The sequence below is a fragment of the Caminibacter profundus genome (assembly GCF_054657155.1).
Map to the genome: position 1 here is coordinate 497454 of NZ_BAAHXC010000001.1, position 16385 is coordinate 513838.

Here is a 16385-nt window from a genome sequence, read left to right on the forward strand (position 1 = left end):
TTTATTAGCTTTTTTAAATAAATAATTCATCTTCTTTTTTTCCAATAGTTTCTTCAAGAAAGCTTTCTCTATTTTTGAGTTTGATTATTGTAATGAAATCGAGTTCTTCGTCTATTATGTCTTTTAATTCTTTTTGAAGTTTTAAAAGTTTACTAGGAGTTATTTCTCCGCGAAAAACAGACTTTTGGTGATGAGAGAGATATTTTTTGCAAGTTTTAAAAACTTTATTTACTCTATTTTTTCCAGCTTCACTCTCTTCATCAGCAATATCATACATCAAAAAAACATAATTTATTTTATAATCTTTTTTCATTTTTTTTCCTTCAAACTAAAAGGTCTAAATTCTTTACCCTCTATTAGATATTTTACAAGTTTATATCCGTCAAGTGTTATAGCTCTTTGGTAACTTACTTTTCTTTTTAGTTTAGAGTGGCTAAACTTTTCATTTAATTTTTCTTCAAAAGCTTTTATAAAGATTTTTTTACCATCTTCATTTAAAAGTGCATAATTAAATTTCCGCTCAAAATGTTTTTGTAGTTTTAGTTTTTTCCTATTCACTAATTCAAAAATAACCTTAAACACAACAACTGGTTTAAAAGCTTCGCTTAGATCAAGACTTAGACTAAATCTACTACTGCTTGGTGAATGCAGGAAACTAATAGATTGATCAAGATGAGTCTGATAAATTGCACTGATTGTTTTAGTATAAAGCAATGTATTTCCAAAACTAATCAAAGCATTTATAGGATTGTCCGGTGGTCTTTTTACTCTTTTGTTCATCAAAAAGTCATTTGGCAAAAAATATCTAAAACTTTCATAAAATCCAGCCCAGATTTGCCCTTCAATAAATAAAATTTTATTGATATCCTTTGCTTTTTCTAAAAACATAGGCACCCTAAATTTTAAATAATCCAAAAACTCTTTAATTTCACCCTTACCGTGTCTATAATAATGATACAAAACTTCATAAATATTTTCACTGATTGCTAAAACAATTGCTTTTGCTATTTTTAACCTATCCCTTTCATAAGCTAATGCTTGTTTAATAGTTAGTTCACCACTTATATATTTCCTCCTCGGAAAAAAAGTGCCACTATAATTTCCATAATAGTTAAAAAAATGCAAAACTATCCCAGCTCTACTGCAAAAATCAAAAAATTTTGAATTAAGACTTACTTCATTCATAAAATATAACTCCCTCACCTGCTCTATAGGAATATACTTCCATCCTTTTTCGTTTTTAAAGGCTATTGAATTATCTTTTCTTTTAATCTCGCCAATTGAAAAGATGTATTGAGTTTTCATTTGTTTTCCTCTAATTCAATTAAACTTCCCCATTCTTTTTCAATACTTTCACTAATAAATTCTTTATCAAGAATTAACATAAAAATAAGAAATATCAAAGCTTTTTTTCTCTCAATATTTTTATCTTCATCTTCATAATAGGATATTTTAATATCTTTTAAAAAGTTTATAAAAGCACACTCTAATAATTTTTTGTCTTTTTCATCTAAACCTTGAATTCCTAAATTTTCTGCTACTTTTTTAATATATTTTTCCCATTTTTTTGGTATTTTATCTTGTTTCCATTTTCTAATTAAAGCCGCCAACTTATCTGCATCCTCTTCATCATAAGGCATACCTGCATCAATCAATTCATAAGCTAAATTCTTACTACTTCCTTTAATTTCTAATAATTTTTCCAATGTCTTTTTCACAATTTTTCACACCTCCTTTTTTTATAATTTCAATGCCAACAAAATCATCAAAAAGGAGTAAAAAATGGCAAAAACAAAAAATTGTGCACCAAATATGCCAAGTACAACAGGCAATCCATCAGGAAAAGGAAGAGGAAATTGTGCCCCAAAAGGTGGCAAAAAATAATTTTCCTCTTTCTTATTTACACTTTCCATTTTTCATTTTCAATTTTAAATTTCAAATGTAGCCCATTGTCTGAATTTTGTAGCCTTTTTGCTATTTACCCTATAACCCACCAAGATTATTACACCAAGATTGTAATATTCTATATTTCTTGAAACTTTTCTATTACCTTCCATTCTAACTGTTCGGAATTTCCGAATAGTTGAATCTCTATCCAATTCACCGCTTTGAAAAATGTTTTTTAAATGTTCACTAATGGTCGATTTTGCAGTTCCAAACAACTCACACATCTGCTTTTGTGTAATCCATACCGTTTCGTTTTCCACTTTCGTTTCAATCTCAATTTTACCGTCAATAAATCTAACTATATCGTTCATTTTATTTATCCTTTGCTATGTGCAATTTTTCTTTTTAGTTGTTCATTTTTTGCAACAATTGAATTACAAAAAACAATATTCATAATAAGCACACTTTTTGCATTTATTCTCAAACTTTGGTGTTGGTATTTTTCCTTTTAAAATTATCTCAATATCCTCTAAAATTTCTAAAAGTTTCGTTTCATTTTCATCAGTTAGTTCAACATAATAAATTTTTTTATCAGTTTTTTTCTTTTCAAACACTTCAAGCCGACCCTTTTTTTCAATTCCAATTTGTTTGAGTTTCCATAAATAAAAAATAAGCTGCCATTTTGCAGCTTCTATGTTGCTGTCACTTTTTTTAACTTCCACAATATAATCTTTTGTAATCTTATCTACTTTTATTCCTTCAAAAGCCACCTCATCGACTTTGTTTTCATTTATCTCGTGCAATACCTTACCGATTCTAACATCTTCGCTATTGTCTTCAAGGTTGATTTTATGGTAATGTAGCCACATTTGGGTTTTACAATGAAAGTAATAATTTATAATAGTTCCTGTTACCATAAATTTAACTTTTTAATTAATTCTTTTGGTGAAAACACATCAATTGAAGAAAACCTGAAATCCTTTATATTATTTGTAACAATCATTTCACAATCAGCTTTTAGGGCACAAATATACTGCAATGCATCCTCAAAATCCTTAAATTCATTATTTTTACAAATTTCAATTGCAAATTCTATTTCATTTTTTTCAATACTTACAATTTCAAACATATCTTTGATATTTTCAATTTTTTCAATAGAATCCAAAAAAGAGAGTTTTACTCTGTGCCTTAAAATATAAAAAATATTCGTTAAACTATCGCTATTAATAAAAAGTTCAGTATTATTATCATTTACATAAAAATTTAAAAGCTTTAACGAATCCTTATGCGTCATTCTTTTAGAATCTAATAAATCAATAATAATATTTGTATCAAAATATATTTTATTCATTTTCAGCTTTTTCTTTTAAAATTTCTTTATAATTAAAATCTACTAATTTCCCATTAGCAATTCCTACAATATTTTCTAATGCTTTTTTTCTTTTTTGAATTTTTTTTATAATTTTGTGCCTATTTAAATATTCATTCAAAGCATCAGCAATAACTTGAGATTGCTTTAAATGATTATCTCTAACAAACTCTTCTAATTCAAAAACTATATTTTTAGGAAGTGTAAAAGTTTTTCTAACTGATTTTTGTTTCATAATCATACTATTCCTTTATATAAAAAGTATGAATTATTATAACTCTTAAAATTTTTAATGTCAAATCATAAAAACATATCCTCCTGATATTCATTAAACTTATCTCTTAATAACCTAAAATTTTCATCGACAAACTCTTCAAAATCTTCAATCATATAAATCCCGCAACACTCATCACTAAACTTATTTATTTTAGTGGTATATTTATTAACCTCAAATGTAAAAAACTGCATATAATAATTTATAAAACTTTGTCTGATTTTTCTTTTTGCATAATTTTTTATACTTTTAACCTCTTTTAAAGCCCTCCAAACAAGCATCCCGTCTAAAAATCCATTTTTTACAAATTCACTCTCCCCTATCTCACAATATTTTTCATCTCTCAAATCAATTTTAAAAGGTAAAAATATAGTCAAAGTATAAGTTTTAATAAGTTTCATCTCATTTTGTAGAGCCCTAAAATTAAGTTCTCTTGCAAATGACTTTTGATGCTCTTCTTTTGTTTTGACATCTATAATCTTCTGAGTCTTTTTATATACCCTCTCAAGCACCGCTTCATAATACTTTTCATACTCTTTATTTTCAAAAATTGAAAAACTGTTTTTGATATTAAATTCAAGACGCGGGTCGTTTTTATATATTATAGATGCTTCATCTATATCAAAAAAATATATTTTTGAAGTTTTAAGTCCGTTTCTATTTACCCTACCTGCAAACTGCTCCTCATTTTCAAGAAGCGAAATATCTTTAAATCCCACATCCATATCAATATCCACTCCAGCTTCTATCACCTGAGTAGAAATAAGCAAAATATTTTTATCTTTTTTGCATTCATTTATTACATAATCACGATAAAGCTTATTATCATCTCCCGTAAGCACAAAAGTTTCATATTTTTTATTCTCCTTCATAAACTCATAAAAGCCATTAGCACTCTCTTTTTTTATAAATTCTACAAGTATCTTTCTATCATTTTGTTTTAATATCAGCTCTTCTAAATCTTCAAATTCCACATTTCCAATAAACTTTGCTTTTACTCTCTCTTTAAATACTTTTTCTTTAAAATAATTTTTATTCAATAAATCATAAAAACTATTTTTATTTAAAAGTTTATCAATCTTAGGCAAAGTTGCAGACATAATTATAATTTTCATATTCAAAAGTTTTGAAAACTTCTCAAACCAAAAAGCCATCATTTGCCACAAATCAATATTATAGCTTTGAATTTCATCTATAATCACAACACTATCCACAAGCTGCCACAAAGAAAAATTATCTTCTTTTGAAATTCCAAATAAAATCTCAAAAAAATTCACATGCGTAGTTATCGCAAAATCATAATCAAACATAATCCTCTCAATATATGCAAGTTCATCTGAATATTCATCTCTAATTTCAATAGGAGTAATTGAATTTATAATTTTAGTTTTGATATTTAAAGCATTTTCTATTGAATTTTTGCTTTGATCTACCAATGTATTAAACGGAAAAACATAAATTATTTTTTTAGGATTAAGATTTAATGCAAGATTTAGTGAAATATAAGTTTTTCCTGCACCTGTTGGAGCATTTAGATAAAATACTGATTTTGAAGTATCAAGATTACTAATCGCCTCTTTGAAAATCTCTTTTCTTACAAAATCAATCTCTTTTTGCGGTTTTAAACTTTTGTAAAACTCATTAAAACTTCTCTTTAGACTCTTTACATCCAAACTGCTAAACTCTTTGTATTCAATATCAAGCATATATTCAGTAGTAGCGAAATAATCACTGCTTATAAGCAAAGAAAAAACAAGCTTTGCAAAAATATAAATCTCTTCACTAAATTTAAACTCAACATAAATTTTTTTACCGATTTCATACTCAAAACTCTCAACAAATTCTTTAAAATCATCAAGCTTTGAGTGGTGTTTTGAAATTAAATAACACATCAACAATAATAAAAAATGCTTCTTTTCATATTCTGCGTCATCTTCTTCACTCATTACCTCATAAATATATCTTTCATAAAACATCACAGCTGAAAGCATAGAATGATTCGTATCACTTTTTGAAAAAGCCTTATCTTTAAACTCTTCATTACCCATTACAAAATACTGAAAATTTGGATTAACTTTTCCTTCATCATGCAAAACAACTGCATCTTTTATAATCCTAAATCCAAACTCTTTATCTTTAAGCTCAAAAATCTCAAAAAATCTATCAAAAATCTCTTTTAAATTCTTCTCTTTAACAATCAAATCAAAATACTTTTCAGTCAGTTTCCTATGCTCCCCAAGTTTTTCTGGAGGTTTAATTGGGTGGATGTGGGAGAGAACTAAAATTATTTATCCTTACTCTTAAATAATTCACTTAAATCAATTCCATATCCATTTTTCATATATTCATAATATTTTAATTTAAGTTTTTCTAAAATATTTTTATCCAAATTAACCAAATGTTTCTTTAAAGAAAATTTATCCGTATATGAAACTAGGTTATAACAAAAATCTCTAATAAAAGCAAAGTTTTCTTTATTAAAAAAAAACCTATTATTCAATAATATTTCCAAACTAATAACATCACATAAATATTCACAAGATATAGAAAATTCTTCTTTATTTACTTCAATTATTATTTGTTCATTTTTTACTTCAATAATCTTAATATCATTTTTTAAAAGCTTTATCTTTTCATAACAAGAATTTAACGCCTCTTTTTTATCAATAAAAAATTTATTATTAATACTACCAATATCAGTATACATTAAATAAACCCTTAAAAAATCAATTGAAATAAAATAAATTTGTTTATTACCACCTCTAATGACTAATCCTGTAAAATAAATATTTTCATCTTTATACAAAAAAACAGGTGAACCACTAAAACCACTATAATCTATAAAATCATTATCAAAAAATATTTCAACTCTTTTTATAAATGAAGTAATATTTTCTACAACTTTTCCAAATAAATAATTTCTATTTAAACTCATTTCACTTTTTACAACATTACCTTCATCATCAAATTTTACTGGTATAACTTCATTTTTACTTCTATCATCTAAACAATAACCGGCAATAAACACTATATCATTATTCTCTGCACTTTTACCCATATCTTTTTCTATTCTTAAACCATTAGTATCCAAACTAATTAATTTCCTATTTAAAATAAATTTTTTAGCAAATGTTTTGTTAAAAGTAATTATTGCAATATCATTCAAATCTTCACTACCTAAACCTAACTTTTCCAATTCCTCATTTTTTGGTAAAATTGAATTAAAAAAAATGTTATGAATTTCTTCTTTAATTATATTTTCAGTATTTTTTAAATCTATACCTTTTCTTAAACTTCTTATTATGAAAAAGCTATCAATGTTTTTTTGTACATTATCAAAACTCTCATTTATAAATAAATCTTTTCTTATAAAATTATGTCTTGCAGTTAAAAAATATAAATCTTCTCCATGTAAAATAAAAAAACCTGTACCAAAAATCCCATAATATCCATCATAATTAAATGTTATTGGTCTTATGGAATCTTCAATAACTTTATTAAATTCACTATACCAAATATTATTTATAATTCTTGTAATAATACATTTTTCACTTTCTTTACACACACCAAACCCCTTTCCCATCAATCTCCCACATCTCATCCCCTTCCACAATCCAACTACTCAAAACCATCTTTTCAAACTCATAAATAAGATATTTTTCTTTTAGTCTAATAGGCAAATATTCTTCATAATAAAAAATTTTTGTCCGGCTTGGTTTAATAAATTTGATTTTATCTCTTGGCACAAGGCTTATACATTGCATAGGTTTAGTGGCTTTTTGAAGAGTGATTTCTTCAACATTATCGATAATAGCTGGAAAGTCGTTTTTGCCAAGGTATGGAATATAATAAAATTCTTTCTCAAAAAGCCTTTTTTTAAGTTCCACAAACTCATCACTCTCATTTTCCATTATCAATATATCCCAGCTTGGATTTTCAAGGAGCTGTTCTCTAATGATTAAATTACCGCCCTTTTCATCGCTTGCGTATCCTACGCTATTATTGAATACATGGATTTTTTTTGTAAAATAAGGTTTTTTTGGAATGATTGAGACTTTAAAATCTTTTAGTCTTTCATAAAATTCAGGTAAATTACCCTCACTGTTTCTATATCCTCTAAGTCCTAAGATTGCACCAAAAATTCCAAGAAGTGCTACTTTATGAATATGAGAATATGTAAAATAGGCATAGCTATTGACTTCTGGAATTTTAAAATGTGCAAACTTTCCTCTTAAATTAAATTTTATTGCTTTCATTCAAAAATACTTTTTACTTTCCATTTTGTTTTTACTTTAAGTTTAAAAGGATCTATAAAAACTTCTACTTTTGCATCTTCATCCACTAATTTTTCAATTTCACTAAGATCAATTTCTCTATTTTCACTATTAAAAATTATATATTCACTAAGATCCGGCAAATACTTCTCACTCTCATACTCCACAAACAAAGCAAACTCATTATCACATCCAAATTTTGAATTTGTTGCAAATCTTGTAACCGCTAACCTTACAACTCTTTTAAAGTTTTCAAAATCTTCATCAGTGTAACCTTCAAAATCTTCAAGCAAACTTTCATACTCTTTATAATTATTCGGATTTACACTAAATCCATAAAAATAATGAGCTTCATCCACCATAATTTTTGTCCCAAGTGTTGATTGATTTACATCTTCTCCCTCTTTTACTTTTTTAGCATCACTAAATGGGCTTAAAATGTCTTGAATTTCTACATTTGTATCTTCAAATTTATTAAATCCCTGTCCAAACTGCACTGTACCTGTGATTGAGAGGTTTTGTCCCTCTTCTGCAAAAGTAGCACCGAAATTTTTTACATCACGACATTTAAAAAGATTACTTAAAACCTCTTTTGAAGGTGTTTTTTTAGTTAGCTTACCAAATAATTCTTCATATCTCTCTTTAAGTGTTTTAGGACGCAAGCTGCCATCTTTATCTTCAATATAACTTTTAATATACATTACCTTTTCACCCTCAGCTTCCCACATTTTCTTTATAGGATATTTAAGTGCCTTATCACTCCCAAAAATCTCCCCATTACTTGTAGTTTTCGGTCTACCTGTAAAATCAGCATTCCAATTACTCATTATTGCTCTAATTCCTATAACTCCGTAAGCTCTTTTCATCTTTCATCCTTTAATATATTTTTTTACTAATTCACTAATAATATAACTTTTTCTTTTTTGTTTTTCTAATATTTTTTCTAGTTCTAATTGATATTCATTATTTATCATATATTTCTTATCTTTTCTTTTTTCCTTAGTAGTTTCAAAAATTTCTACAATTATTTCTTCGCTTAATAAAAAATCAAATAATTTTTCATTTATTCCTTTCACTTTTTCTTTCTTTATACTTTTAAAATTACCTGACTTATAAAATTTTTTAATTATTTTTAATATTTCTTTTTCTAATTTAATTTCTTTGTCAAGATTTTTCTCCATTCTAGATTTAATAGTTTCAGAAATATGACAATCAGAATCAAATTGATTTTTAGAAAAAGAAAATTTCTCTTTATTTTTATCATTACAAAACTTTTCCAAAATAGACTTCTCAAAAAAAGTATTCTCATTAAAAATAGATTCAACAAAATATGGATAATTTATATAGGAATTTTTTATTCTATAATTTGAAAAATCAAATTTATACTTTTTATTTATCTTCCTATTTAAAACCAATTTTTCCAAAACACCATTTTGTGTAGAAAATATATTTTCAAGTAAACAAGTATTATCGTTTATATCTTTTAAATTATCTTTACTTAATAAAAGTATTAAATAAAATATTATAGATATTAGATCTAAAAAATTTTTCAATTTCTCTGTTCTATTCCCTCTTAATAAATCATAAAAGATACTATTCATATAATCAGATTGTAAAAATTCGTTTAATAAAACAGAAATTATATCTTTATCTAATTTATATTTAATACATCTTTTATTTATTTCATTTTCATCAATAATTATTTTTTTTATTTTATGTAAATAAATACTAAAATACTCAAAACTTTCTATATTCTCACATTGACTTAAAGAATATAAAAAATCTATTACAAGAAAATAATTTTCTAAGAAATCATATTTTAAATAAAGCTTACCTCTTTCATAATCAAATAAAGGATGTTGTTGTAAAAACTTTAACTTTTTACCATAAATATCAATCTCTTTTAATTGAGTATCAATAACTTCCACTCCAAATTTTTTTATTATTTTAACAATCAATTTAATTTGTTCATCCACAGATAATACTTCAGACTTTAAATATTCTCTATCTAATATAAGAGACAAAAGTTTATCTAAACTAATATCTTTACACAAAAAATCACTATTTATATCAATTTCTTCTTTAAATTTATCATTAATTTCAAATTCACTTACTATCATTTCTATAATAAAAGGAGAAAAAATTTCTTCACAAGAAGAGATTTTATTTAATAAAGAAAAAACTTTTTCACTTTTATTCTCTAATTTTTTTTCTCTTAAAAAATCAATTACCTTTTGCTTATCAAAACCTAATAATTTTAATTTCTTATATCCTAAAACTTCATCCCAATCATTAAAAATATTACTTCTAATAGTTAATATAATTTTAGTCTTCGCTAAATCACCATTCATTTCTACGAAAATATTATTTAAAAAATCCTTAAAATTAAACAAGTCAGATTTTAAAATTATCTCGTCAATTCCATCAATTATAACTAATAAGTCTCCATTATCTAATAATAAATTTAATAACTCTTCTTCTAAAGGTGTATCAATTTCCTTGTTAAAATATTCTTTCAAAAATGAAGCAACATTATTCAAATTATTACTATCAACTAAATCTGAAGAATCAATAAAAACAACATCTCTCTCTTCTACATCAGACATAAATTTTTTTACCAATGTAGTTTTTCCAACTCCTCCACTTCCTTCTACAACTAAAATAGGATCTTTAGAAATTAAAAGCCATTCAGTCATATATGAAATAACATCGTCTACTTTTTCTCCTTGGAATACTTCTACTAAAGGATTAATAAAAATTTTTCTATAACTTTTTTTTTCAGCTAAGGCATCTTTTATTTTTTCTTTAATAGGAGAATAAATATATTTTTTTATAAAATCTTCTAAAGAAAAAAATTTAGCATTCTTCTTTAAATTTTCAAAACTTGAATCTATATTTAATTTATTTATCTGTGTTTCTTCTTGAAATAGAATATAAAATTTTTTATTTTTTAATTTTTCACCATACTCTCTAAATATTTTATTTATCATTTTTGCTTTAGCTGAATACCTCGATAAATAAATAAATATCTCAGAAATTTCATCGTCTTTTTTTAAAAATATTATTTCAAAGAAATTACTACTACTAAAAGATTCTTCAGACTTTTCAATTTCTAAATAATGATAAGGATAAAAAGTTTTCTTATAAATCTCTAAAATATTTGCAATAGTTTTATTAGATTTTAAATATATAAATTGAAAATATAACTCTTTAATTTTTTTTCTATAAAAACTTTCTTTTTCTCTATTTAATTTTATTATACCAACCTCATTATTATTAGTAATACCTCTAATAGGAATATCGCCATTATTAAGAATTTTCATATCTCTTTTAGTTTTTAACACAAAAGGAACATTCAAAAATTCTATTATGAGAATTTTTTTCCCTCAATCTCTTCTTCTATAAAATTCATACTTTCTTCCAAAATACTAATAACTTCCTTCTCTTTAAATTCAATAAAAGAATCAATTTCTTTGTTAATATCTAAATAATCTATATCAAAATTATTTAACAATTTCTTAATCAAATCTTTTTTTATTTTATAAAAATCATTCTCCATAAAATATTTAATTCCTTTATTTTCTCTATCTAAGTAATAATCGTGAAGTTTAAATTCTTTATCTGCTCTTCCAATAATAAGATATTTATTCCCATACAATTTTAAATTTAACAACGATGCTATATCTTTTAATAATTCATCCATTTTTTTAAATTGTTTTTTTTCTTCTTCTTTGTGAGACCAATACCAATATTCCTTAAATTCTATATTTTCTTTTTCTTCCTTTAATAATTCATTAATATCAATCATTTCTCATCCTTTCTATAAAAAATATTCTCACTCAAAATTCCAAGCAAAAGCTTATCTTTGTAATCTTTTAGTTTTAACTCTTTTTCAAATGCCATTAAAAGAGCTATCCCATTATTTAATTTTTGAAAATTTAGAGGAATTGCGTGCTTGTATTTGAAATAAAGTACCTCAATTTCATCTTTAAGTTTTTTACTCTTACCAGCTCTTAAAAAAGGTTCTATCATATCTGCTTTTTTATCTTTTTTTTCACTTTTTTGTAATAAATACATAATAACTTGCCCCGCTAAAATAAAAAACTCATCTTCATTAAGTTCAGTTAAATTTAAAACCTTCTCTTCAATTCCATCAAGTGTTTTTAAAATATTCATACTCTCTCCTTCATATTCCTTAACTGAAAAATAGAAATTAGCAACCTCTTTTGCCTTAAAAACATCTCCCTTTCTTAAATAATAATCTACAAAATCAAAACTAAACTTATTTAATGTTTTTAAATCAACAAAACCTTTTTTAATGTTTTTAGCGATATCCCTTGTAAGATATATTAACTGCTGAAATCTATTAGAAAGTTTTGAATATACTTCATCGTAAAGATTGTTTTTTAATTGTCCATTATACAACACATCATCTAAAAACATAAAAAGTTCATTAGTATTAAAAATTTTCCTGTCTTTAACAACCTGTCCGTCTTTTTTTAGATTCAAATAATTTTTATAAACAAAAGGCTTTTTAAGCTCATTTCCTAAAACCAAAATATCAAAATCAGTAATAACTTCTTGAGATACATCTTTACTGAATGTGTGCCTTAGATAAAGCCCTGATTTATCTTTTGTGGGAAAAAACTCATATTCTTTTTTAGGATTATAAAGTAAAAAGTCAAAAAAATCTTTTTGAATAAAAACTTCATTTCTATCCACTAAAAAAGGAAGTTCAAATCCTCTTGTTTTATGCTTCAAAAACGGTTTTTTATCTGCAACACTAAGATTAAATCCACTCATTCCATAAATTTTATTATCAATAAGATAGATATATTTGTTTTTATTGTAAATTTTTAAAGCATAATAAATCTCGGACTCTTTTTGATAATCATCAAGTTCAGTATCAAAAAACACCTTAATATAAAAAATTTCAAACTCACTTTTTTTGAGGTTCAATTCATCAGCAACAGATTTTATTTTATCGAAGAGTTTAAATATTTTATCTCTGTTTTGCTCTATTGTTTCTTCTCTTTTTGCTGAGAAAATGTAATCTTTATAAGGTTTAAAAATCTCTCTTTCAATTTTACTTTTTAGAAATTTTTCATAAGTTTTAAGAGTTTCAAAATAATTTTCAAAAATTTCGAAATTCTCTTTTTTCCACTCTTTAAATTTCACAAAAAAGGAATAAATGTTATTTGAATGAACTTTTTTCTTAGAATCAACAGGTTTATCCATTGTAAGCAAATTACTGTAATAATCCCTCTTTACAAACCACTCATATTCATCTGACTTGATATTGCCATCTAAATCTTTAAAACCCAGACTTAGTTCTTCTTTTTTATCATATTTATAAATGAAATATTGAGTATTTTTGCCAAACTTTATATAAAGACCGTTTTTTAGTCTGTAATTATTAAAAATTGCTTTTTTAAAATCTACTTCAATATTTTCAATAACTTCCCTTATCATCCCTCTCCCTCACAAACACAGCAACTTGAATATCAAGTTCGTCTCTATCAATTTTTTGAATATATGCATCAAATATATTCCATCCGGCATTTAGCAAAACAGAAATAGAATAGTTTGCATTTCTTGGAATGTATCCAAGTTTAAAGTCTTTATAATAAACTTCCACTGCATTTTCATCGTGAATATTACTTTTCTCTGCTTTTAATTGCACTTTATCTCCTGCTTTTATCTCATCCATTACAAACAATGCTTCGTAATATTCTATTCCTGCTATTTTAAAACTTTTATATACCTTTTTCATTTTTTTCTTTTATCTATTTTAGTAGTAATTTTACATCTTTTATCTGCCATTTTGTGTTGTTTTTATATTTTTTTACATTTTCCATTGTCCCCGACCACCATACATCGATTAGTTTTAAGGTATTAGAGGTTGTAGAGGTATTAGAAGTATTAGAGGTAATAAAGGTTCTATTATATACTTCTACTAACCTCTACAACCCCTACTAACCTTTACTAACCTCTATTAACCTTTTTTCATTTTCAATTTTCCATTTCAAAAACCCTCCTCCTACACTACTGTTTTTATGTCCAAGCCCACTGCCTATAGCCATAAATGCTAACTTTTGAGACACCTCATCACTTCTTGGGACTATAAAAAACTTAAATCCAAAAAATTTAGCCCCTTTATAAAAAAATGTCTGAGGTTTATCATTTTTTATTTGTAAATACTCCATAAAATTGTTGCTTGGATTTAACTTTTCATTACATATCATTTCATATTTTCTAAGAAGATTATCTTGAAGAGCATTCATAACTACCAGCAAATCCCCACTTTCAAAAAAACTCCAAAACTTGCCACTTTTCATTACAATAAACACAGGATTTAAAGTAAGCATTGATTTTATTTTTTTATACTTTATCTTTTCAAACCCAACTCCTTCTACCTTAAAAATATTATCTTCATATAAAAATAGCGAATTTATTAATTTTTCAGCTAAATCTTTTTTAAATGTCCTAAAAATAATTCTTCCTTCTTTTTCAAAAATACCATCTTTATTTGCCTTTCCAAGATTTGAAAAAACATAATTTTTTGGTTTGTTTTGCTTATGTTCATTAAACCCGCTCTTTATCAAGGCAGTTGATATCATTTTAGAGATAGCTTCAGGAGATCTTTGAAAGTGAATGGATGATTTTAAACTAACTTTAATATCTAATTGATAAAACTTCATAACTTCCCCCTTATAAAATTTTAACAAAAAAATAAATTTTTTTCTACTTTTCCAATATAAATTTTATTGACACACTATAATAATCCCGATATAATAACAAAAAATAAAGCTGATTGATAATTTTTTGTTTAAAGTAACTTTAGTTGGAAAAAACCTAATTTTAGGATATAATTTTTTAAAAACGCCTAAATCTAATGTATTTAACCGATACAATTGGAGTATTGAAACCTGACATTAGCAAATAACGGTACAGGAAATACTACTATTTAACCGATACAATTGGAGTATTGAAACCTGACATTAGCAAATAACGGTACAGGAAATACTACTATTTAACCGATACAATTGGAGTATTGAAACAGTAGTAGTTAATGTAGATTTAAGCTTAATTAAAGATTTAACCGATACAATTGGAGTATTGAAACTTGTCTTTAATTATATACAATTTGCCCTCGTCTATAATTTAACCGATACAATTGGAGTATTGAAACATGATAAGTTTTGAAGATGAAAAATATGAAGAACTAATTTAACCGATACAATTGGAGTATTGAAACTCTTTTGTCTCTACTTTTATATCTCCAAAGTTAAATTTAACCGATACAATTGGAGTATTGAAACAAATGAGTTAGAACGATACAAATCTTTTATTTTTATTTAACCGATACAATTGGAGTATTGAAACCGAAATGTCGATTTTATGGGGGTTTGATGCACTTTTATTTAACCGATACAATTGGAGTATTGAAACTTATCAACAATTTTACATACTGCTATTGCATTTTATTTAACCGATACAATTGGAGTATTGAAACATGTTTACACCCGTTTCCCTGCTTAATTGCACCATATTTAACCGATACAATTGGAGTATTGAAACATGTCGAATACCCTTTAAGCAGACACGCAGGATATAATTTAACCGATACAATTGGAGTATTGAAACCAGTTGGATAATATTCCTGGTGTAGGTTCTATTAATTTAACCGATACAATTGGAGTATTGAAACAGATTTTTACAAGTTTATTGATTTAGATAACATTAAATTTAACCGATACAATTGGAGTATTGAAACTGTTAAATTCTATGCACTAATTGAGTTTGATACAATGATTTAACCGATACAATTGGAGTATTGAAACATCCCTGCTTTAAAAGGTGCGACAATAGTAGCCCCAATTTAACCGATACAATTGGAGTATTGAAACATACCTATCCATCTTCTATTAGGAAACTTATCTTTCATTTAACCGATACAATTGGAGTATTGAAACGTTAATTCTTATTGGCGGGGGACATATAAAAACGATTTAACCGATACAATTGGAGTATTGAAACTTTTGTGTTTGAGGATTTTGATTTGCATCTTTAAATATTTAACCGATACAATTGGAGTATTGAAACACATCTATATCCACATCAATGTCCAACTCTTCACAGATTTAACCGATACAATTGGAGTATTGAAACCTGATGAAGAGTTAACTATACTAAATAGTTTAACAAATTTAACCGATACAATTGGAGTATTGAAACTTGTGGGTGTTTTAGTAATTGTAAAGTGTGCTTCCCCATTTAACCGATACAATTGGAGTATTGAAACACCCATTCGGCAGTTTTTGATAGCCGTTTGAAGCGATTTAACCGATACAATTGGAGTATTGAAACTATAAAACTACTGTTTCATCAGCACCACAAGTTGTAAATTTAACCGATACAATTGGAGTATTGAAACAACAAATTAGCAAAGTTATAAACATTTTCCAGCTCTATTTAACCGATACAATTGGAGTATTGAAACGTATATGTCTGGGGGGCACAGCTTGAATAGTTGCCTATTTAACCGATACAATTGGAGTATTGAAACCATTCAATAGTA

At 25.7% G+C, this 16385-nt stretch carries 15 protein-coding genes, 1 pseudogene and 1 CRISPR repeat array (1 of these 17 only partly in view); all 16 genes and pseudogenes read right to left on the reverse strand.

Annotation, left to right across the window (positions count from 1 at the left end):
* Positions 1 to 13 precede the first annotated feature (13 nt).
* Positions 14 to 313, reverse strand: coding sequence for a CRISPR-associated endonuclease Cas2 (gene cas2 / locus ACYQ1U_RS02580; protein ID WP_459883955.1), 300 nt, complete (start codon positions 311 to 313; stop codon positions 14 to 16).
* A complete protein-coding gene (cas1b, locus tag ACYQ1U_RS02585; RefSeq protein WP_459883958.1) occupies positions 310 to 1305 on the reverse strand; it encodes a type I-B CRISPR-associated endonuclease Cas1b in 996 nt (331 codons plus the stop codon). The genes cas2 and cas1b overlap by 4 nt, the downstream gene beginning before the upstream one ends.
* The gene (locus ACYQ1U_RS02590; protein WP_459883961.1) at positions 1302 to 1718 is read right to left on the reverse strand and encodes a hypothetical protein; all 417 of its coding nucleotides are present in this window, start codon (positions 1716 to 1718) and stop codon (positions 1302 to 1304) included. Before ACYQ1U_RS02590 ends, cas1b begins: the two co-directional genes overlap by 4 nt.
* Before the next feature lie 222 nt (positions 1719 to 1940).
* Positions 1941 to 2258: pseudogene (locus tag ACYQ1U_RS02595) on the reverse strand (virulence RhuM family protein); the annotation flags it as partial.
* A 63-nt stretch (positions 2259 to 2321) separates the two neighbouring features.
* Positions 2322 to 2804 carry a CRISPR-associated protein Cas4 gene (locus tag ACYQ1U_RS02600; protein WP_459883963.1) on the reverse strand — a complete coding sequence of 161 codons (483 nt, stop codon included), beginning with the start codon at positions 2802 to 2804 and terminating at the stop codon, positions 2322 to 2324.
* Positions 2798 to 3238: a type II toxin-antitoxin system VapC family toxin gene (locus tag ACYQ1U_RS02605; protein ID WP_459883966.1), complete on the reverse strand. Its 441-nt coding sequence runs from the start codon at positions 3236 to 3238 to the stop codon at positions 2798 to 2800. The genes ACYQ1U_RS02600 and ACYQ1U_RS02605 overlap by 7 nt, the downstream gene beginning before the upstream one ends.
* Positions 3231 to 3497, reverse strand: coding sequence for a ribbon-helix-helix domain-containing protein (locus tag ACYQ1U_RS02610; RefSeq protein WP_459883969.1), 267 nt, complete (start codon positions 3495 to 3497; stop codon positions 3231 to 3233). Before ACYQ1U_RS02610 ends, ACYQ1U_RS02605 begins: the two co-directional genes overlap by 8 nt.
* A gap of 59 nt (positions 3498 to 3556) precedes the next feature.
* Complete coding sequence (gene cas3, locus ACYQ1U_RS02615) at positions 3557 to 5731, reverse strand: CRISPR-associated helicase Cas3' (protein WP_459883971.1); 2175 nt, start codon at positions 5729 to 5731, stop codon at positions 3557 to 3559.
* An 83-nt stretch (positions 5732 to 5814) separates the two neighbouring features.
* Complete coding sequence (locus ACYQ1U_RS02620; RefSeq protein ID WP_459883974.1) at positions 5815 to 7095, reverse strand: hypothetical protein; 1281 nt, start codon at positions 7093 to 7095, stop codon at positions 5815 to 5817.
* Positions 7088 to 7786 (reverse strand): type I-B CRISPR-associated protein Cas5b, encoded by a 699-nt coding sequence (gene cas5b, locus ACYQ1U_RS02625; RefSeq protein ID WP_459883976.1) that lies wholly within the window; start codon positions 7784 to 7786, stop codon positions 7088 to 7090. Before cas5b ends, ACYQ1U_RS02620 begins: the two co-directional genes overlap by 8 nt.
* Positions 7783 to 8670 (reverse strand): type I CRISPR-associated protein Cas7, encoded by an 888-nt coding sequence (locus ACYQ1U_RS02630; RefSeq protein ID WP_459883978.1) that lies wholly within the window; start codon positions 8668 to 8670, stop codon positions 7783 to 7785. The genes cas5b and ACYQ1U_RS02630 overlap by 4 nt, the downstream gene beginning before the upstream one ends.
* 3 nt (positions 8671 to 8673) lie before the next feature.
* Positions 8674 to 11127 (reverse strand): NACHT domain-containing protein, encoded by a 2454-nt coding sequence (locus ACYQ1U_RS02635; protein ID WP_459883981.1) that lies wholly within the window; start codon positions 11125 to 11127, stop codon positions 8674 to 8676.
* Between the two features lie 44 nt (positions 11128 to 11171).
* Positions 11172 to 11612 (reverse strand): hypothetical protein, encoded by a 441-nt coding sequence (locus ACYQ1U_RS02640; protein WP_459883983.1) that lies wholly within the window; start codon positions 11610 to 11612, stop codon positions 11172 to 11174.
* On the reverse strand, positions 11609 to 13276 hold the full coding sequence (locus tag ACYQ1U_RS02645) for a hypothetical protein (RefSeq protein WP_459883986.1): 1668 nt from the start codon (positions 13274 to 13276) through the stop codon (positions 11609 to 11611). Before ACYQ1U_RS02645 ends, ACYQ1U_RS02640 begins: the two co-directional genes overlap by 4 nt.
* Positions 13257 to 13577, reverse strand: coding sequence for an HIRAN domain-containing protein (locus ACYQ1U_RS02650; protein ID WP_459883988.1), 321 nt, complete (start codon positions 13575 to 13577; stop codon positions 13257 to 13259). The genes ACYQ1U_RS02645 and ACYQ1U_RS02650 overlap by 20 nt, the downstream gene beginning before the upstream one ends.
* A gap of 202 nt (positions 13578 to 13779) precedes the next feature.
* Positions 13780 to 14505 (reverse strand): hypothetical protein, encoded by a 726-nt coding sequence (locus ACYQ1U_RS02655; RefSeq protein ID WP_459883990.1) that lies wholly within the window; start codon positions 14503 to 14505, stop codon positions 13780 to 13782.
* 198 nt (positions 14506 to 14703) lie between these two features.
* Positions 14704 to 16385: direct repeats of the CRISPR family, unit length 30 nt; unit sequence ATTTAACCGATACAATTGGAGTATTGAAAC; it runs 1303 nt beyond the window's last position.